Source organism: Streptococcus mitis, from assembly GCF_003942965.1.
Taxonomy (GTDB): Bacteria; Bacillota; Bacilli; order Lactobacillales; family Streptococcaceae; genus Streptococcus; species Streptococcus mitis_BH.
The window spans coordinates 1-17,265 of sequence record NZ_RJOG01000004.1; the positions used below are offsets into that span (position 1 = coordinate 1).

The 17,265-nt window shown below is 42.1% G+C and carries 19 protein-coding genes and 2 pseudogenes; 14 read left to right on the forward strand and 7 right to left on the reverse strand.

Going from position 1 to position 17,265, the window contains the following annotated elements:
- Nucleotides 1-511: 511 nt before the first annotated feature.
- The 14 genes and pseudogenes from D8837_RS01705 (at nucleotide 512) to yidD (ending at nucleotide 10,172) form a co-directional block, all read left to right on the forward strand.
- Nucleotides 512-1,489: an ABC transporter substrate-binding protein gene (locus D8837_RS01705; RefSeq protein ID WP_125455988.1), complete on the forward strand. Its 978-nt coding sequence runs from the start codon at nucleotides 512-514 to the stop codon at nucleotides 1,487-1,489.
- A gap of 11 nt (nucleotides 1,490-1,500) precedes the next feature.
- Entirely contained in the window at nucleotides 1,501-2,394 is an 894-nt protein-coding gene (locus D8837_RS01710; protein WP_125409758.1) for an ABC transporter permease, read from the forward strand.
- 12 nt (nucleotides 2,395-2,406) lie between these two features.
- Nucleotides 2,407-3,210: an ABC transporter ATP-binding protein gene (locus D8837_RS01715; RefSeq protein ID WP_125455989.1), complete on the forward strand. Its 804-nt coding sequence runs from the start codon at nucleotides 2,407-2,409 to the stop codon at nucleotides 3,208-3,210.
- Between the two features lie 69 nt (nucleotides 3,211-3,279).
- A pseudogene (locus tag D8837_RS01720) lies at nucleotides 3,280-3,867 on the forward strand (alpha-glucosidase C-terminal domain-containing protein); the annotation flags it as partial.
- A 141-nt stretch (nucleotides 3,868-4,008) separates the two neighbouring features.
- A complete protein-coding gene (locus tag D8837_RS01725; protein ID WP_000364990.1) occupies nucleotides 4,009-4,257 on the forward strand; it encodes a YneF family protein in 249 nt (82 codons plus the stop codon).
- Between the two features lie 199 nt (nucleotides 4,258-4,456).
- Nucleotides 4,457-5,251 (forward strand): glutamate racemase, encoded by a 795-nt coding sequence (racE, locus tag D8837_RS01730; RefSeq protein ID WP_000370378.1) that lies wholly within the window; start codon nucleotides 4,457-4,459, stop codon nucleotides 5,249-5,251.
- Nucleotides 5,248-6,219 carry a nucleoside-triphosphate diphosphatase gene (locus D8837_RS01735; protein WP_125455991.1) on the forward strand — a complete coding sequence of 324 codons (972 nt, stop codon included), beginning with the start codon at nucleotides 5,248-5,250 and terminating at the stop codon, nucleotides 6,217-6,219. Before racE ends, D8837_RS01735 begins: the two co-directional genes overlap by 4 nt.
- Nucleotides 6,195-6,716, forward strand: a complete 522-nt coding sequence (locus D8837_RS01740; RefSeq protein ID WP_020902175.1) for a metallophosphoesterase — start codon at nucleotides 6,195-6,197, stop codon at nucleotides 6,714-6,716. Before D8837_RS01735 ends, D8837_RS01740 begins: the two co-directional genes overlap by 25 nt.
- Complete coding sequence (gene cbpB, locus D8837_RS01745) at nucleotides 6,713-7,174, forward strand: cyclic-di-AMP-binding protein CbpB (RefSeq protein WP_004260968.1); 462 nt, start codon at nucleotides 6,713-6,715, stop codon at nucleotides 7,172-7,174. The genes D8837_RS01740 and cbpB overlap by 4 nt, the downstream gene beginning before the upstream one ends.
- Nucleotides 7,171-7,905 (forward strand): site-specific tyrosine recombinase XerD, encoded by a 735-nt coding sequence (gene xerD / locus D8837_RS01750; protein ID WP_312023205.1) that lies wholly within the window; start codon nucleotides 7,171-7,173, stop codon nucleotides 7,903-7,905. Before cbpB ends, xerD begins: the two co-directional genes overlap by 4 nt.
- Complete coding sequence (locus tag D8837_RS01755) at nucleotides 7,905-8,633, forward strand: segregation/condensation protein A (protein WP_125455993.1); 729 nt, start codon at nucleotides 7,905-7,907, stop codon at nucleotides 8,631-8,633. The genes xerD and D8837_RS01755 overlap by 1 nt, the downstream gene beginning before the upstream one ends.
- Before the next feature lie 18 nt (nucleotides 8,634-8,651).
- Nucleotides 8,652-9,221, forward strand: a complete 570-nt coding sequence (gene scpB, locus D8837_RS01760; protein ID WP_125455994.1) for an SMC-Scp complex subunit ScpB — start codon at nucleotides 8,652-8,654, stop codon at nucleotides 9,219-9,221.
- A complete protein-coding gene (locus tag D8837_RS01765; protein WP_125455995.1) occupies nucleotides 9,208-9,930 on the forward strand; it encodes a pseudouridine synthase in 723 nt (240 codons plus the stop codon). The genes scpB and D8837_RS01765 overlap by 14 nt, the downstream gene beginning before the upstream one ends.
- Complete coding sequence (gene yidD / locus D8837_RS01770; protein ID WP_125455996.1) at nucleotides 9,930-10,172, forward strand: membrane protein insertion efficiency factor YidD; 243 nt, start codon at nucleotides 9,930-9,932, stop codon at nucleotides 10,170-10,172. The genes D8837_RS01765 and yidD overlap by 1 nt, the downstream gene beginning before the upstream one ends.
- Before the next feature lie 111 nt (nucleotides 10,173-10,283).
- Here the strand turns inward: yidD and D8837_RS01775 are convergent, their stop codons facing one another.
- From D8837_RS01775 to recU, 7 genes and pseudogenes are all read right to left on the reverse strand, one after another.
- Complete coding sequence (locus D8837_RS01775; RefSeq protein WP_125455997.1) at nucleotides 10,284-11,225, reverse strand: siderophore ABC transporter substrate-binding protein; 942 nt, start codon at nucleotides 11,223-11,225, stop codon at nucleotides 10,284-10,286.
- A gap of 95 nt (nucleotides 11,226-11,320) precedes the next feature.
- Nucleotides 11,321-12,073 carry an ABC transporter ATP-binding protein gene (locus tag D8837_RS01780; RefSeq protein WP_125455998.1) on the reverse strand — a complete coding sequence of 251 codons (753 nt, stop codon included), beginning with the start codon at nucleotides 12,071-12,073 and terminating at the stop codon, nucleotides 11,321-11,323.
- Nucleotides 12,070-13,026, reverse strand: coding sequence for an iron chelate uptake ABC transporter family permease subunit (locus D8837_RS01785; RefSeq protein WP_125455999.1), 957 nt, complete (start codon nucleotides 13,024-13,026; stop codon nucleotides 12,070-12,072). The genes D8837_RS01780 and D8837_RS01785 overlap by 4 nt, the downstream gene beginning before the upstream one ends.
- The gene (locus D8837_RS01790) at nucleotides 13,016-13,975 is read right to left on the reverse strand and encodes an ABC transporter permease (RefSeq protein ID WP_185755640.1); all 960 of its coding nucleotides are present in this window, start codon (nucleotides 13,973-13,975) and stop codon (nucleotides 13,016-13,018) included. The genes D8837_RS01785 and D8837_RS01790 overlap by 11 nt, the downstream gene beginning before the upstream one ends.
- A 143-nt stretch (nucleotides 13,976-14,118) precedes the next feature.
- Nucleotides 14,119-14,259: pseudogene (locus D8837_RS09835) on the reverse strand (UDP-glucose 4-epimerase GalE); the annotation flags it as partial.
- A gap of 240 nt (nucleotides 14,260-14,499) precedes the next feature.
- Nucleotides 14,500-16,662, reverse strand: a complete 2,163-nt coding sequence (pbp1a, locus tag D8837_RS01800; protein WP_125456047.1) for a penicillin-binding protein PBP1A — start codon at nucleotides 16,660-16,662, stop codon at nucleotides 14,500-14,502.
- Complete coding sequence (recU, locus tag D8837_RS01805; protein ID WP_125456001.1) at nucleotides 16,662-17,255, reverse strand: Holliday junction resolvase RecU; 594 nt, start codon at nucleotides 17,253-17,255, stop codon at nucleotides 16,662-16,664. Before recU ends, pbp1a begins: the two co-directional genes overlap by 1 nt.
- Nucleotides 17,256-17,265: the final 10 nt, after the last annotated feature.

The following is a 17,265-nucleotide window of genomic DNA, read 5'->3' on the forward strand; positions in this document are numbered from 1 at the left end:
CACTTGAACACCTTGGAGTCTTGAGTGGATTCGGATTGCTTACTTAAAAAAAGTAAGAAGACTAATCTTTATCAATGATGTTCATGGTTTTAAATTTTTTATGGAATTATAATCATTTTTTTGTTGGAATAGTTTTGAAAAAACTTTGAAAGAATTTTCGAAAAATTTTAAAAAATTCTGAAATATTCTTGACAGCTGATGAAAAAGGTGGTAAGATAGGAAACATCAAAAAAGAAAGCAGAAAAAGAAATGAATAAAAGACAAGCTGTAACAATGAATCAAAACTTTTACTTTAGCTACTTTAGATAGTGTTTGTAGACATGTCACCATGGATGCAAACAGTTCAAGCAATTTGTTTGTATCTATGTGGCTAAGATTTTTGATTGTGGTCCATATAGATGAATATCTAAATGGACTAGCAAAGTTATAACTTGTTAGATTATTTCAAGCATCCGTTTAGATAGTATCTAGGCGGTTTTTTGTTTTATCTTTTCTGAGAAGGAGTTTCATTATGAAAGTTGTTCGAAAATTACTAGCACCCCTCTTGGTAGTGGGGATCCTCTTGACCTCTCTGATCAGTTTGCATCAGTTGAAGGCAGATAAGAAAAAAGATGTTTTTCGTATCGGTATTTCGCAGTTTATTACCCACCAGTCCTTAGACGCTACTAGAGAAGGTTTTGTGGATGAGCTGGCTAAACAAGGCTATGTGGAAGGGAAAAATATTGAGATTGATTTGCAAAATGCACAGGGAGAACAAAGAAATCTAAAAACGATTTCCCAGCAACTAGCAGAATCTAGTGATGTCGTTCTAGCCATCGCAACGCCTTCTGCTCAGAGCTTAGCTAATACAACACAAACGACACCGGTTATCTTTTCAGCTGTAACAGACCCTGTCAGTGCCAAGTTGGTTGAGTCAAGAGAACACCCTGGGGGAAATGTGACGGGGACAAGCGACCAGTCATCAGACGCCATTTCGACCCAAATCAATTTGATAAAGAAAGTGTTACCAAAGGCTAAAACAATTGGAATTCTCTATACTCAGAGCGAGCCAAATTCAGTTGTCCAAAAGGATGAAGCTAAGCGACTTCTGGAAGAAAAAGGCTTTACCGTTGTTGAAAAAACAATCTTGGACAGTAATAACGTCAAGGCGGCAGCAGAGAGCTTGATGGCAGAGGTGGATATGGTTTTTGTACCAACGGATAATATCATTTCGTCAACCATGGAAACAGTCAAGCAGGTTTCTATTAAACACAAGGTACCAGTATTTGGTGGCTCAACAGAAATGATTGCTGTTGGTGGCTTGTATAACTACGGTACCAATTATGAAGAATTGGGAAGACAGACAGCTCGCATGCTGATTCGTATTTTAAAAGGTGAGAAGCCAGAAAATATAGTAGTTGAGTTGCCTGAAAAACTGGAATTGCATACCAATCAAGAAATGGCAGATGCATTGGGAATTGATATTAGTAAGTTAGAAGGCAAGGAATAAGGAGGTTTGAGATGAATTTTGTATTATCTAGTTTATCAGAAGGTTTGTTGTGGTCGATTATGGCGATTGGGGTCTACTTGACTTTCCGTATTTTGGATATTGCGGATATGACTGCTGAGGGGGCCTTTCCACTGGGGGCGGCTGTCGTCGTATCTCAGATACAGGCAGGGACAAATCCTTGGATTGCGACCTTACTTGCTTTGTTGGCAGGTATGGTAGCAGGTCTAGTATCAGGAATGCTCCACACCAAGATGAAAATCCCAGCTCTCTTGACAGGGATTGTGACCTTGACAGGGCTCTATTCCATCAATATTAAAATCATGGGAAGCGTTCCTAATCTTTCCTTGGGAGATTCTTCAACTGTCTTTAAACAGTTGGCTAGCTTGGGGCTGTCAAATGAAGAAGCTGTTTTCTCATTCAGTTTAGCCTGTCTCTTACTTGTTTGTTTGGTCTTGACTCTTTTGATGAAAACAGAGATTGGCTTGGTCTTGCGTTCGACTGGGGACAATATTCCTATGAGTGAGGCAAATGGGGTCAATGTAGACACCATGAAGATTGTTGGTTACATGATTTCAAACGGCTTGATTGCCCTATGTGGTTCCTTGTTTGCCCAAAATGATGGATTTTCAGATGTGACTTCTGGGACAGGAACCATTGTTGTTGGTTTGAGTGCAGTGATTATTGCGGAAGTCTTGATACACGACTTGACCATTGGAGGCCGCTTGTTATCCATCGGAATTGGTGCTATTGTATACCGTTTGATTATTTTAAATATCTATGAAATTCCAAATCTAGATCAAAATCTAGTTCGTCTCTTTAATGCAATTTTGCTCGCCTTAGTTTTATTTGCGCCAGAATTGCAAAAGAGATTAAAGATTCGTGGTCTGAAATTGAGAAATGAATAGGAGGAGAAAGTTATGGTAAGTTTGTTAACACTTGAAAATATTCACAAAACATTTGAAGCAGGGACGGTCAATGAGAACCATGTCCTCAAAGGATTAGATTTAGAGGTTGAAGAGGGAGATTTTATCTCTGTGATTGGTGGAAATGGAGCAGGCAAATCCACTTTGATGAATATCTTGGCTGGCAATCTATCGGTGGATGAAGGGGACCTTCTACTGGCAGGGAAATCCATTAAAAATCTGAGTGTAAGAAAGAGAGCCAAGGATATTGCCCGTGTTTTTCAAGATCCTAAGATGGGAACAGCTTCTCGTTTGACGATTGAGGAGAATATGGCTATTGCCTTGAGACGCGGGCAGAAGAGAGGGCTTGGTTGGGGCGTGAAGGAGAAGGATAGAATCCAGTTTCAAGAAGCCTTGAAAGAGTTGAATATTGGTCTTGAAAACCGCTTGAAAGTAGATACTCAATACCTTTCAGGAGGACAAAGACAGGCCTTGACCCTAGTCATGGCAGCCTTGGTGAGACCTAAACTTTTGCTTTTGGATGAACACACTGCGGCACTTGATCCAAAAACCAGTCAAATGGTAATGGACTTGACGCAAAAGATTGTGGAAGACCATCAGTTGACGACTTTGATGATTACCCATGATATGAACCATGCGATTGAGTATGGTAATCGTCTCATTATGCTCTATCAAGGCAAGATAGTGGTGGATGTTAAGGGAGAGGAGAAAAAGCATCTGACAGTTGAAGATCTTATGCGTCTCTTCCAGAAAAATAGTGGCCAAAGTCTAGTTAGTGATGAATTGGTTTTGGGATAAAGAAAAAGGCTGAGATCTGGTGTCTCAGTCTTTTATTTCTTACGCTTTGCAAAATCTACAAATCGAAATTCACGTGGGACACCTTATATCTATATTGGTGAGGAAATCGGGATGCTTGACCCAGACTATGATTCGATGGCTGATTATGTAGATGTCGAATCGCTCAATGCCTATCAGATGCTCTTAAAAGAAGGGAAAAGTCAGGAAGAAGCCTTTCAGACTATTCAGACTAAGTCGCGTGATAATTCACGAATCCCTATGCAGTGGGATGCTTCGGAAAATGCAGGCTTCACAGTAGGTACTCCTTGGCTTAAGGCAGGAAAATCCTACACTCACATCAATGTAGAAAATGAAATCCAAGGCCCAATTTTCACCTTCTACCAAGACTTGATTCGTCTTCGCAAAGAAATGCCTATCATCTCAGAAGGAAGTTACAAACCATCCTTTGAAGATAGCAAGGAAGTCTACGCTTTTGAGCGTCAGTATGAGGATGAAAAGTTACTAGTGCTCAATAATTTTTATGACACAGAAGTGGAAATTGACTTACCAGTAGCCTATCAAAATGGCCGGGTTTTGCTTTCAAACTATGAAGATGCAGAAGTGTCTGAAAAAATTCTACTCAAACCCTATCAAACAATGGCTATTTATGTAAATTAAACGCAACAAGGAGCCCTCTTTTTCAGAAAAGCAGGGTTCTTTTTGCTGTTTATTCCATCCCTGAAAGTGTAGAACAAACTAGTCAGGGTGGCTAGTTTGTGGTATAATGAAAGAGACTCAAAAAGAAATAGGAGAAAAATGATGGATTTACTTTTAGCAATTGTATTGATTGTGCTAGCTTTTCTAGGAGGAGCTCTTGGAGGAATGTACTTGGTTCGTAAGCAAATTGAAAAAGAATTTGCTGACAACCCACGTTTGAATGCTGAAGCAGTTCGTACTCTTTTGAGTGCAAATGGTCAAAAGCCAAGCGAAGCTAAGGTACAACAAGTTTACCACCAAATCATCCGCCAACAAAAAGCAGCCCTTGCCAACAATAAAAAGAAAAAATAAATAAGGAAAAGTCTGGGATGAAAGTTCCAGACTTCTCACTATGTTGGCTATGGTTTAGGGATGAGACTTTTTCCTTGCATTCTATTGATATTTGATTATGATTAAGAGAGATAGTTGTTGATGAGGTTGTTCTTCAGTTCTTAAAGACAAGTAATCATAATGAACTATCAATCAGAAAAAAGACTAGAAAGAAGACTGTATGGATAATCGACCAATTGGTTTTTTGGATTCGGGTGTCGGGGGCTTGACCGTTGTGCGGGAGCTCATGCGCCAGCTTCCCCATGAAGAAATCGTCTATATTGGAGATTCGGCGCGGGCGCCCTATGGTCCCCGTCCTGCTGAGCAAATTCGTGAATATACTTGGCAGCTGGTCAACTTTCTCTTGACCAAGGATGTTAAAATGATTGTCATTGCTTGTAATACTGCGACTGCGGTCGTTTGGGAAGAAATCAAGGCTCAACTAGATATTCCTGTTCTGGGCGTGATTTTGCCAGGAGCTTCGGCAGCCATCAAGTCCAGCCAAGGTGGGAAAATCGGGGTCATTGGAACGCCCATGACGGTACAATCAGATATCTATCGTCAGAAAATTCATGATTTGGATCCGGACTTACAGGTGGAGAGTTTGGCCTGTCCCAAGTTTGCCCCCTTGGTCGAATCGGGTGCCCTGTCAACCAGTGTCACCAAGAAAGTGGTTTATGAAACACTGCGTCCCTTGGTTGGAAAAGTGGATAGCCTGATTTTGGGCTGTACCCATTATCCACTCCTCAGACCCATTATTCAAAATGTCATGGGACCAAAGGTTCAGCTCATCGATAGTGGGGCAGAGTGCGTAAGGGACATTTCAGTCTTACTCAATTATTTTGAAATCAATCGTGGTCGCGATGCTGGACCACTTAATCACCGTTTTTATACAACAGCCAGTAGCCAAAGTTTTGCACAAATTGGTGAAGAATGGCTAGAAAAAGAGATTCATGTGGAGCATGTAGAATTATGACAAATAAAATTTATGAATACAAGGATGACCAGGACTGGTATGTCGGGTCCTATGCTATTTTTGGTGGCGTCCGGACGTTGACTGATGAAGACTTGGATTTCCCTCTGGTTGGATTGGCCAAAATCTTTCGAGACGAGGAACGAGGTTTCCCGATTTCAGTTACTGTTTTACGCTATGGTTCTCGCTACCGTTTATTGTCTTTTGTGGTAGATATACTAAACCAAGAAGCAGGTCGCAATCTAGAAGTCATCCAACGTCAGGGAGCTTTGCTTTTGGTTGAAAATGGCCAACTCTTGTATGTGGAATTGCCCAAAGAAGGGGTCAATGTTCATGATTTCTTTGAAACAAATAAGGTCAGAGAAACCTTATTGATTGCGACTCGTAACGAAGGCAAGACCAAGGAATTCCGAGCTATCTTTGACAAGCTAGGCTACGATGTGGAAAATCTCAATGACTATCCTGACCTACCTGAAGTAGCAGAAACAGGCATGACCTTCGAAGAAAATGCCCGTCTCAAGGCAGAAACCATTTCTCAATTAACGGGCAAGATGGTTTTGGCAGATGACTCTGGTCTCAAAGTCGATGTCCTTGGTGGCTTGCCAGGTGTCTGGTCAGCTCGTTTTGCAGGAGTGGGAGCTACTGACCGTGAAAACAATGCCAAACTCTTGCACGAATTGGCCATGGTCTTTGAACTCAAGGACCGCTCGGCTCAATTCCATACAACCCTAGTCGTAGCCAGCCCAAACAAGGAAAGTTTGGTTGTTGAAGCAGACTGGCCAGGCTACATTAACTTTGAACCTAAGGGTGAAAATGGCTTCGGCTATGACCCTCTCTTCCTTGTAGGAGAGACAGGCAAGTCCTCAGCTGAATTAACCCTTGAAGAAAAAAATAGTCAATCTCACCGTGCCTTAGCCGTTAAGAAACTTTTGGAGGTATTTCCATCATGGCAAAGCAAACCATCATTGTAATGAGCGATTCCCATGGCGATAGCTTGATTGTGGAAGAAATCCGTGATCGCTATGTAGGCAAAGTTGATGCCGTTTTTCATAACGGCGATTCTGAACTGCGTCCTGATTCTCCCCTTTGGGAAGGCATCCGTGTTGTTAAAGGAAATATGGACTTCTATGCAGGTTACCCAGAACGTTTGGTGACTGAGCTTGGTTCGACCAAGATTATCCAAACTCATGGTCACTTGTTTGACATCAATTTCAACTTTCAAAAGTTGGACTACTGGGCTCAGGAGGAAGAGGCCGATATCTGTCTCTATGGTCACTTGCATGTGCCAAATGCTTGGATGGAAGGAAAGACTCTTTTTCTAAATCCAGGTTCCATCAGTCAACCACGTGGGACCATCAGAGAATGTCTCTATGCTCGTGTGGAGATTGATGACAGTTATTTTAAAGTGGACTTTTTGACACGAGACCACGAGGTGTATCCAGGCTTGTCCAAGGAGTTTAGCCGATGATTGCCAAGGAGTTTGAGACTTTCTTGCTGGGTCAAGAGGAAACTTTTTTGACCCCTGCTGAAAATCTAGCTGTGTTGATTGATACTCATAATGCGGATCACGCGACCCTCTTGCTCAGTCAGATGACCTATACCCGTGTTCCTGTTGTGACAGATGAAAAACAGTTTGTTGGGACGATTGGGCTCAGAGATATTATGGCTTATCAGATGGAGCATGACTTGAGTCAAGAAATCATGGCAGATACGGATATCGTTCATATGACGAGAACGGACGTAGCGGTTGTCTCGCCTGATTTTACCATTACGGAGGTCTTGCACAAGTTGGTAGATGAGTCTTTCTTACCGGTTGTAGATGCGTCTGGTATTTTCCAAGGGATTATCACGCGCAAGTCTATCCTCAAGGCAGTCAATGCCCTCTTGCATGACTTTAGTAAGGAATATGAGATTCGATGCAAATGAGAGACAAGATTTCAGCCTTTTTAGAGGAAAAGCAGGGCTTATCTGCCAATTCTAAGCAGTCATATAAGTATGATTTAGAACAGTTTTTAGATTTGGTAGGTGAGCGGATTTCGGAGACCAGTCTCAAGATTTACCAAGCCCAGCTAGTCAATCTAAAAATCAGCGCCCAGAAGCGAAAGATTTCGGCCTGTAACCAATTTCTCTACTTTCTCTATCAAAAAGGAGAAGTGGATAGTTTTTACCGCTTGGAATTAGCTAAACAAGCTGAAAAGAAGACAGAAAAGCCAGAAATTTTAGATCTAGACTCTTTTTGGCAGGAAAGTGCCTATCCAGAGGGCCGTTTACTGGCTCTTCTTATCCTAGAAACGGGGCTCTTGCCGAGTGAGATTTTGGCTCTCAAGGTTGAGGATATCAATCTGGATTTTCAGGTGTTGCGAATTAAGAAGGCTTCCCAACAGAGGATTGTCACCATTCCCACGACCTTGCTTTCAGAGTTGGAACTCTTGATGGGCCAGACCTATCTCTTTGAAAGGGGAGGGAAAGCCTATTCTCGTCAGTGGGCCTTTCGTCAGCTAGAATCCTTTGTCGAGGAGAAAGGTTTTCCGGCCTTATCAGCCCAAGCCTTGCGGGAACAGTTCATTCTACGACAAATTGAAAACAAGGTCGATTTGTACGAAATTGCAAAAAAATTAGGATTAAAAACAGTCCTGACCATAGAAAAATATAGATAATGGATATTAAATTAAAAGATTTTGAAGGGCCCCTGGACTTGCTCTTGCACCTGGTTTCTAAGTACCAGATGGATATCTACGATGTGCCTATTACGGAAGTCATCGAACAGTATCTAGCTTATGTCTCAACCCTGCAGGCCATGCGTCTGGAAGTGACGGGGGAGTACATGGTTATGGCTAGTCAGCTCATGCTGATCAAGAGCCGCAAGCTTCTTCCAAAGGTGGCAGAAGTGATCGACTTGGAGGACGATCTAGAGCAGGATCTTCTCTCTCAAATCGAAGAATACCGCAAGTTCAAGCTCTTGGGGGAGCATTTGGAAGCCAAGCACCAAGATCGGGCCCAGTACTATTCCAAAGCACCGACAGAGTTGATATACGAAGATGCGGAGCTTGTGCATGACAAGACGACCATTGACCTCTTTTTGGCTTTTTCAAATATCCTAGCTAAGAAAAAAGAGGAGTTTACTCAGAACCACACGACCATCTTGCGGGATGAGTATAAGATTGAGGACATGATGGTTATCGTGAAAGAGTCCTTGACTGGACGAGATCAATTGCGCTTGCAGGATTTGTTCAAGGAAGCCCAGAATATCCAAGAGGTCATCACCCTCTTTTTGGCAACCCTAGAGTTAATCAAAACCCAGGAACTGATACTTGTGCAAGAAGAGAGTTTCGGAGATATCTATCTCATGGAAAAGAAGGAAGAAAGTCAAGTGGCCCAAAGCTAGACTTGATAGAGAGGAAAGATGAGTACTTTAGCAAAAATAGAAGCGCTCTTGTTTGTAGCGGGTGAAGATGGGATTAGAGTCCGCCAGTTAGCTGAACTCCTCTCTCTGCCACCGACAGGTATCCAACAGAGTTTAGAAAAATTAGCCCAGAAGTGTGAAAAGGACCCAGATTCCAGTTTGGCTCTGATTGAGACAGGGGGCGCATATAGATTGGTGACCAAGCCTCAATTTGCAGAGATTTTGAAGGAATACTCTAAGGCACCTATCAACCAGAGTTTATCTCGGGCTGCCCTTGAGACCTTGTCCATCATTGCTTACAAACAGCCTATTACGCGGATAGAAATTGATGCTATCCGTGGGGTCAATTCGAGTGGGGCCTTGGCAAAGTTGCAGGCTTTTGACCTGATAAAGGAAGACGGGAAAAAAGAAGTGTTGGGGCGCCCCAACCTCTATGTGACTACGGATTATTTCCTAGATTACATGGGGATAAATCATTTGGAAGAATTACCAGTGATTGATGAGCTTGAGATTCAAGCCCAAGAAAGCCAATTATTTGGTGAAAGGATAGAAGAAGATGAGAATCAATAAGTATATTGCCCACGCAGGTGTGGCCAGTAGGAGAAAAGCAGAAGAGTTGATCAAGCAAGGCTTGGTGACGGTTAACGGCCAAGTGGTACGTGAACTAGCAACCACTATCAAGTCAGGCGACAAGGTCGAAGTTGAAGGTCAACCTATCTACAACGAAGAAAAGGTCTATTATCTACTTAACAAACCACGCGGTGTCATTTCCAGTGTGACAGATGACAAGGGGCGCAAGACGGTTGTCGATCTCTTGCCCAATGTCAAAGAGCGCATCTACCCTGTAGGTCGTTTGGACTGGGATACATCAGGAGTCTTGGTTTTGACCAATGACGGGGATTTTACGGATGAGATGATTCACCCTCGTAATGAGATTGACAAGGTTTATGTCGCGCGTGTTAAAGGTGTGGCCAATAAGGATAATCTCCGCCCCTTGACCCGTGGACTTGAGATTGATGGTAAGAAAACCAAGCCGGCTGTCTATGAAATTCTCAAAGTGGATCCAGTCAAAAACCGCTCTGTGGTGCAGTTGACTATCCATGAAGGGCGTAACCACCAGGTTAAAAAGATGTTTGAAGCTGTCGGTCTTCAAGTGGACAAGTTGTCACGGACCCGTTTTGGACACTTAGACTTGACAGGACTCCGTCCAGGAGAATCCCGTCGTCTTAACAAAAAAGAAATCAGCCAACTACACACCATGGCTGTAACCAAGAAATAATGAAACGAATTTTAATAGCGCCTGTGCGCTTTTACCAGCGTTTTATCTCACCAGCCTTTCCACCCTCTTGTCGTTTTGAGCCTACCTGTTCAAACTATATGATTGAGGCTATTGAAAAACATGGCTTCAAGGGTGTCTTGATGGGCTTGGCTCGGATTTTACGTTGCCATCCCTGGTCGAAAACAGGCAAGGACCCCGTCCCAGACTATTTTTCCCTTAAACGAAACCGAGAAGAAAAATGAGGCTAGGTAAAAATATTTTAGTGAAATGATAAAAACGCAACCTATCAGGTTTGAGTGAGTCTGATAGGATGCGTTTTATCATGTAAAGATGTTAGTTGAGTTTGAAGCAACTTATTTCAAAGCTTTTTGTGCGTCTTCAATCATGAGTTTTGTTGATTCAAGTCCGCCTCCGCTTAGATACCAGAGGTCTGGTGTGAGTTGGATAATCTTACCGTTTTTAGCGGCAGGTGTTTCAGCGATGAGGGCATTTTCTAGGACGCCGTCGTTGCTTGAGTTATCCCCACCGATGGCAAGGGTACGGTTGATGACAAAGAGAATGTCAGGATTGATTTCTTTGACACTTTCAAAGCTGACTTCTTGTCCGTGGCGAGAATCTTCAAATTTTGTATCAGTTGGCTTGAATTTCAAGGTTTGGTACAAGAAAGAGAAACGAGATTGGGCACCAAAGGCAGCCATTTTTCCTTCATTGAGGAGAATCGCGAGGGCTTTTTTGTCAGAGCTTTCGTTTTTAGTAGCGACTTCTTGGACGCTCTTGTCTAGTTTGGCCAATTCTTCCTTGGCTTTCTGTGTACCAGTTTCACCAAAGGAGCTTGCTAGGGATTCGATATTAGCCTTGGTAGAAGTCCAGTAGTCATCTTTGCCTGCTTGGAAGAGAACAGTCGGAGCGATTTCGTTGAACTTATCTACGAATTTTTGGGTACGTGGTGAAGCGATAATTAGGTCTGGCTCAACCATAGAACCAACATTTTTAACTTTTCCAGCTAGGTCTTTAAGATAAGTCGGAACAGTTTTTGTAGGTATTCCCACGATATTCTTTTCAAAACCTAAAGCGCGAATAGTATCCGCAGCACCGAGGTCAAAGGTCACAATCTTTTCAGGGACTTTTGAAAGTGTGACTACACCTAGTGAACTTTTAATGGTTACCTCTGTTGGAGAAGAGCTGCTTGTTTCCGACTTACTAGTGCTTGAGTTTGTGTTTGTACTACATGCACCAAGTAGGAACAAGAAACTAGCCACTAGGGCAGTGAGGTAAAGTTTAAGGGATGTTTTCATGATTTCTCCTTTTTAAAATGTGATAACGATTTAGGGAGTCTCTAGGTTTTATTGACTAAGAGACAAAGTTTCTTCTAACTCGAGTTTCTGAGTTACTAGCTATAGATGCAGATCTTTTTGCCATTGATATCAGCCAGCGTGATGGGAATCTCGTAAAGTTGACTGAGCAGGTCAGCCTGCATGATTTGAGCAGTTGTTCCCTTGCTAAAGACTTGGCCGTCTTTAAAGGCGACAATTTCATCCGCATACTGGCTGGCCATATTGATATCGTGGAGGACGATGATAATGGTCTTGCCGAGTTCTTCCACCAGTCTCCGAAGAATTTGCATCATGCTAACGCTTTGCTTGATGTCGAGATTGTTGAGCGGTTCGTCTAGCAAGATAAAGTCCGTATCCTGGGCCAGTACCATAGCGATAAAGACACGTTGGAGCTGTCCGCCAGACAGACTATCGATGTAGCGGTCTTTTAGGTTGGTTAGTTCCAGATAGTCCAGAGTTTTTCGGATTTTTGCCCAATCCTCTGTTCTCAGTCGACCTCGACTGTAGGGAAAACGTCCAAAGCTGACCAGTTCTTCAACCGTCAATTTGGCTTGGTAATTGATTTTCTGCTTTAGGATAGTCAGTTCTTGAGCCAGTTCTTGCGAATTCCAGCTCTCGATTTCACGACCTTTGATACTGAGAATCCCCTGATCTTTCTTGGTCAGTCTGCTCATGATGGAGAGGAGAGTCGATTTTCCAGCACCATTTGGACCAATGAAGGCTGTCAATTTCTGAGGACTGACTTCGAGCGAAATGCCTTGCAAAATATCCTGTTTTTGAATGGATTTGCCAATGTTTTCCAGTTTCACTGACGAGCCCTCCTGTATAGTAAGATAAAGAATAAGAACCCTCCTACGCTCTCGATGATCATGCTGATGCGAATTTCCAGTGCAAATACTCGTTCAATCAGGGCCTGCCCCAAGGTTAAACTGATAAAACCGACCAGAATGGCAACGATAAAGAGCAACTTGTGCCGATAGTCTTTGACAATCAGGTAGGTGAGGTTAGCCAACATAAAACCGAAGAAGGCCATAGGTCCTACCAAGGCAGTTGCCGTCGAGGTTAAAAGTACGATGCCCCAGAGGAGTTCCTTCTGTTCTTTTTCAACATCGAGTCCCAATATCTGAGCCGTTTCTCTTTGCAGGTGCAAGACATCTAGAATGACTGCTTTTCGAAAGAAAAAGATGGTCAAAGCAAGGATAATCAGAGAACCGATGGCTAGGATGGAAGTGTTGAGATGTTGAAAGGAGGCAAAAAGACTGTTCTGCAGTTTATCGTATTCATTTGGATCCATCAGGACTTGGAGGAAGGTACTGATATTTCGAAAGAGACTTCCGAGGGCTAGACATATCAACAGAATGAAGACAAGGTCTTGCTTCATCAGTGTCTTCAAGTAGCCTTGCAAGGCGAGAAAGAAGAGGGATTGGACGAGAAGTAAGATTAGGAATTCTAAGATGGGAGACTTCCCGAGTTGAAGAAATTTGCTTTCAAAAACCAGTAGTAGGGTTTGTAGTAGGACGTAGAAGGATTCGATTCCCAAAATACTAGGTGTCAGGAAGCGATTTTCCGTTAGGGTTTGAAAACTAATGGTCGAAATCCCAGTCGCGATAGCTACCAAGAGATAAACAACTATCTTTTGTGAACGCAACTTCCAGGCAAAGGCAGATAGGTGGGGGATGGGCCAAAAGTAGAGGAGACAAGCTCCGATGGCCAGAATAATGAGAAGGCAGAAGAGTTTGCTATTTTTGCTTTTAGACTGCATCTTTTCGTCCCCCTCTCCATAGAAGTAGGATAAAGACGAGGCTGCCGATGATTCCTAGAAGGAGGCTGACAGATAGCTCATAGGGCCGAATCAGAACTCGGGATAGGATATCGCAAGCCAGAACTAGATTGGCACCGACTAGTGCGACCATGAGTTTGGTTTGACTTAAATTATCTCCATAGTGCTTACGAACCAGATTAGGAACGATGACCCCGAGAAAAGGCAAGCCACCCACGGTAATCATGGTGACACTTGTCGTTAGCGCAACCAGAAAGAGGGACAGTTTTTCAAGTAGGGAGTAGGAAATTCCCAAACTTTCACTGGTTTCCTTTCCTAGATTCATGATGGTAAAGGTTTGTGACAATTTCCAAACGGCTATCAGGATAATGAGGCCTAAGAAGAGCCACTCATACTGATGGGTCTGAATCATAGAGAAGGAGCCCTGGGTCCAAGCAGTCATACTCTGAACCAGATTGAAACGGTAGGCGATAACTTCTGTCACAGAACCGATAATCCCGCTATAGATGATTCCAATCAGAGGCAACATCCACCTTTCCTTTACAGTAAAAATGGTCATAAAGGCTAGGAAGAAGAGGGTGAATACGATGGATGAAACAAAAGCAAAGAGCATCTTTTGAGTCAGACTAGCCGACGGAAAGACAAAGAGGCTCAATACCATCCCCAGTTTGGCGGCTTCAGTGGTTCCAACTGTACTCGGAGCAGCAAACTGATTTTGAGTGATAGTCTGCATGAGGAGTCCTGCCATACTCATACTAGAGGCAGTCAGGAGAATGCTAATCGTCCTTGGAAGACGGGACTCTTGAAAGAGGAGCCAAGTTTCATGATCCAGAGCAAAGAGTTTTCCCCATGAAAAATCACTGGTCCCAATGCTAATAGAGAGAAAGACTAGGAGTAGAAGTAAGCCAATTAAATAATGAGAAAGTTTCATATCCCGTCCTTTCATGTAGATTTGGTATCGAAAGATATCTGCGGATATTACTGTAACACGATTTCTTTAATCTGTCAATAAATTTTCTGACAATTTAATAAATAAAACAAGGAGAGAGTACCAGGACCTTCTCCTCTGTTTTATTATTCTACAATGTTTTTACCTTCTTTCACATGCCAAGGATAGTCTGATAAAATAATATCTTTGAGGGAGTAGCTAGCCTGCCAGTCAAGATATTTTTTAGCTTTTGATGCATCTGCTAGGATGCTGGCTGGGTCACAAGAGAGACGTACAGCAATCTGCTATGAGATTTTCAACATCGACCCAATAGTTATACTAAAAGATATAATTTTGTACTGACCTCAAAGACTTAAATGAAATATCAAGCTTTTGAGAATCAGGACAGTAAGGATGGCATATTTTTTGATTTTTAGTTACTTTTGAACAAACAGGTTGTTATAGTTGCATATAACAAGAAAAGTACCTTTGAAAATGTTATTTCAAAGGTACTTATTTTATCTTTATTATTGAGGCTGAGCAGTTGAAGGTAGGACGTTCGGGTTAGTTGTGCTTTGGTTAGGATTTGTAGTAGTATTTCGTCGTCCATTGGAGTCTGGTAGAGTTTCGCTGGAAGAAGAATTATTTACTGAGGAAGAACTTTCTGTTGAAGAAGTTGAGCTTTCTGTTGTCGAAGATTCTTGTACTAGAGGTGCAGTCCAGGTATTTTTGGCACCATTTTTAAAGACAAAGCCCCCATTTCTGTATAGGCCATCTGGCATCGTCCAATCTCCTGGGTGGTCATCTTCTGATAGGTAAGTCATCATTGAACGATAGACTGCCGAAGCAACTGTGAACCCATTACCTATGATTGGAGTGAGACGATTTGTATAGCCTGTCCAAACAGCCATAGAATATTTGCGAGTATACCCAGCAAACATTTCATCCGGAGCAACAAGTTGACTGGTCTTAATATGATTTTCGATTTCTTCATCTGAATAGTTAGAGGTACCTGTCTTACCAGCCTGAGGAAGCCATGAAATATAGGCATTAAAACCAGTTCCAGAGGTCAAGACTGTTTTCATCATTTCTGTCATCATGTAAGCAGTGGTCTCTTTCATAGCTCGGGTACCAGGGTCAGAAAATTCTTTTTCGCTACCATCACTAAAGACAACTTTATTAATGTACATCGGTTTGTGATAGATACCACCATTGGCAAATGCAGCATAAGCAACAGCCATTTTTTCGCTACTTGCGCCGTATTGTTTATTAGATTCAGTTGTGTTACTTGATATAGCGTTAGAATAATGCATATCTGGATAGTCAATTCCTAAACCATTTAAGAAGGTTTTTGCACGGTTTAATCCAACTTTGTTGAGTGTTTCTACAGCAGGAACATTGCGAGATTGCTGTAGTGCATATTGCAGGGTGATATTACCGAAGTATCCTCTATCCCAGTTGTAGACAGGGGTATTTGTTCCAGGATAATTATACGGGATATCGCGTACAATGGTAGCAGTTGAGTCATAGATATCGAATTCCAAAGCAGGAGCATAATCGGTGATGGGTTTCATTGTTGATCCCCAGTCACGATTTGTTTGCACAGCTTGGTTAGTACCAAATGAAACGTTACTTGCTTGGTGACGAGCACCAAGCTGTGCAATAACATTACCATTAGATACATCTACAATAGTCGAAGCTACTTGCATGTCGTCATCAGGATAAGTGACATATTGATCGGTGTTATAAACATCCCATAGTCGTTGTTGAACATCTTTGTCCACGTTTGTATAGACATCCATACCGGTAGTGAGGAGGTTGTAACCTGTTTCTTGTTCAACTTGGTCAATTACTTCTTTTAAGTAATTATCCATGTAAGGCGGATAACTATTACCAGATTTTAGACTTTGTAGACCGTCGGTAACAGGGGTATTAATAGCTTTTTCATACTCTTCTGCGCTAATATATTTCTGCCCTTTCATTTCTGAAAGAACTAAATTTCGGCGTTCAAGAGCAGCTTCTGGATGAGAATAAGGATCATATTGGTTTGGTGCTTGAGGCATTCCGGCTAGGAGTGCTAACTGTGGCAAGCTTAAATCCTTTAAGTCTTTCCCGTAGTAGTTTTGAGCTGCGGTTTGCATTCCATAGTTACCGTTGGACATGTAGACTTTATTGATATAATAGGTCAGTATTTCTTGTTTAGTAGCTTTTCTCTCTAATTGTATTGCTAACCAAGCCTCTTGAGCTTTACGTGATAAAGTTTGATCAGCAGTTGAGGTAGAGAAGTAAGTTAATTTTATCAATTGCTGAGTCAAGGTTGAAGCTCCTTGGAGCCCTCCTTTCCCTTGGAGGTTTCTCAATGTTGCCCCCATGATACGAATGGTATCAACACCTCTATGGTCAAAGAAACGGTGGTCTTCGATAGACACAATTGCCTTGACTAAGTCAGTAGGAATTTCATTTGATTGAGCATTTACGCGACGTTCAGATCCAAGGTCAGCAATCAGTTCGTTTTTGTTGTCATAAATCTTGCTAGAGGTTGTCGCAACTAATTTATTTTCAGATAAGGCTGGAGCCTTGCTAACAAAGTAGAGGAAGACACCTCCACCTAATAGAAATAATGCGATAAATAAGGTAAGAAATGTAATTCCAATATACTTTAAGAATCGCAGAATGGTTTGTTTGTTAATCATGTTTTACCACCTAATAAATGTTCTTTGATAATATCGAGATAGGGAATTTGAGGGAAAGCTCCTTGCTTTACTAAATATCCGTATTCTTGAATATATCCAAGTGGCATTGATTTTTGCCCCTTATCTTGATGATAAAAGCGAATCAAATCAAGTGCCGGCAACAAATAAGTTTCTTGTTGAGAAGAAAAATGAAGCAGTACGAAGCAAATGCCCTGCTGTTCTAGAACTTGTTCCATATGTTGAATCTGGTGAAGATGGAAGTTCTTCATTGGAATAGCATTCTTTTGTCGCGTTTCCTTGGCTTCAAAGTCAAGGTAATATCCTCTATATACGCCAGAGTAATCTGTTGTGGAAGCTTGTCTAAAATAGGCTTCTACAATTTTGGCTCGACTACGTTGAGGATAGTCTACTCGAACAATCTGAACAGGCGTTGGCTTTTTATGGATAACTGCCATGCCATGCGTCAGATAGTAGTCGTTTGTAGCGTTGATCATCTTTTCAAAAGTCATTCCTCGATTTGCGAAATTTTTTGGTTGAGAAATGGATGTTTGGCTTTTTTTTGATGAAATTTTATGAGGATAGTTGACCATATTTCTCCTT

Excerpts from the sequence above, each read along its gene's own strand:
- D8837_RS01705 (WP_125455988.1), top strand. The coding sequence starts at position 512 with ATGAAAGTTGTTCGAAAATTACTAGCACCCCTCTTGGTAGTGGGGATC.
- D8837_RS01710 (WP_125409758.1), top strand. The coding sequence starts at position 1,501 with ATGAATTTTGTATTATCTAGTTTATCAGAAGGTTTGTTGTGGTCGATT.
- D8837_RS01715 (WP_125455989.1), top strand. The coding sequence starts at position 2,407 with ATGGTAAGTTTGTTAACACTTGAAAATATTCACAAAACATTTGAAGCA.
- D8837_RS01725 (WP_000364990.1), top strand. The coding sequence starts at position 4,009 with ATGGATTTACTTTTAGCAATTGTATTGATTGTGCTAGCTTTTCTAGGA.
- racE (WP_000370378.1), top strand. The coding sequence starts at position 4,457 with ATGGATAATCGACCAATTGGTTTTTTGGATTCGGGTGTCGGGGGCTTG.
- D8837_RS01735 (WP_125455991.1), top strand. The coding sequence starts at position 5,248 with ATGACAAATAAAATTTATGAATACAAGGATGACCAGGACTGGTATGTC.
- D8837_RS01740 (WP_020902175.1), top strand. The coding sequence starts at position 6,195 with ATGGCAAAGCAAACCATCATTGTAATGAGCGATTCCCATGGCGATAGC.
- cbpB (WP_004260968.1), top strand. The coding sequence starts at position 6,713 with ATGATTGCCAAGGAGTTTGAGACTTTCTTGCTGGGTCAAGAGGAAACT.
- xerD (WP_312023205.1), top strand. The coding sequence starts at position 7,171 with ATGAGAGACAAGATTTCAGCCTTTTTAGAGGAAAAGCAGGGCTTATCT.
- D8837_RS01755 (WP_125455993.1), top strand. The coding sequence starts at position 7,905 with ATGGATATTAAATTAAAAGATTTTGAAGGGCCCCTGGACTTGCTCTTG.
- scpB (WP_125455994.1), top strand. The coding sequence starts at position 8,652 with ATGAGTACTTTAGCAAAAATAGAAGCGCTCTTGTTTGTAGCGGGTGAA.
- D8837_RS01765 (WP_125455995.1), top strand. The coding sequence starts at position 9,208 with ATGAGAATCAATAAGTATATTGCCCACGCAGGTGTGGCCAGTAGGAGA.
- yidD (WP_125455996.1), top strand. The coding sequence starts at position 9,930 with ATGAAACGAATTTTAATAGCGCCTGTGCGCTTTTACCAGCGTTTTATC.
- D8837_RS01775 (WP_125455997.1), bottom strand. The coding sequence starts at position 11,225 with ATGAAAACATCCCTTAAACTTTACCTCACTGCCCTAGTGGCTAGTTTC.
- D8837_RS01785 (WP_125455999.1), bottom strand. The coding sequence starts at position 13,026 with ATGCAGTCTAAAAGCAAAAATAGCAAACTCTTCTGCCTTCTCATTATT.
- D8837_RS01790 (WP_185755640.1), bottom strand. The coding sequence starts at position 13,975 with ATGAAACTTTCTCATTATTTAATTGGCTTACTTCTACTCCTAGTCTTT.
- recU (WP_125456001.1), bottom strand. The coding sequence starts at position 17,255 with ATGGTCAACTATCCTCATAAAATTTCATCAAAAAAAAGCCAAACATCC.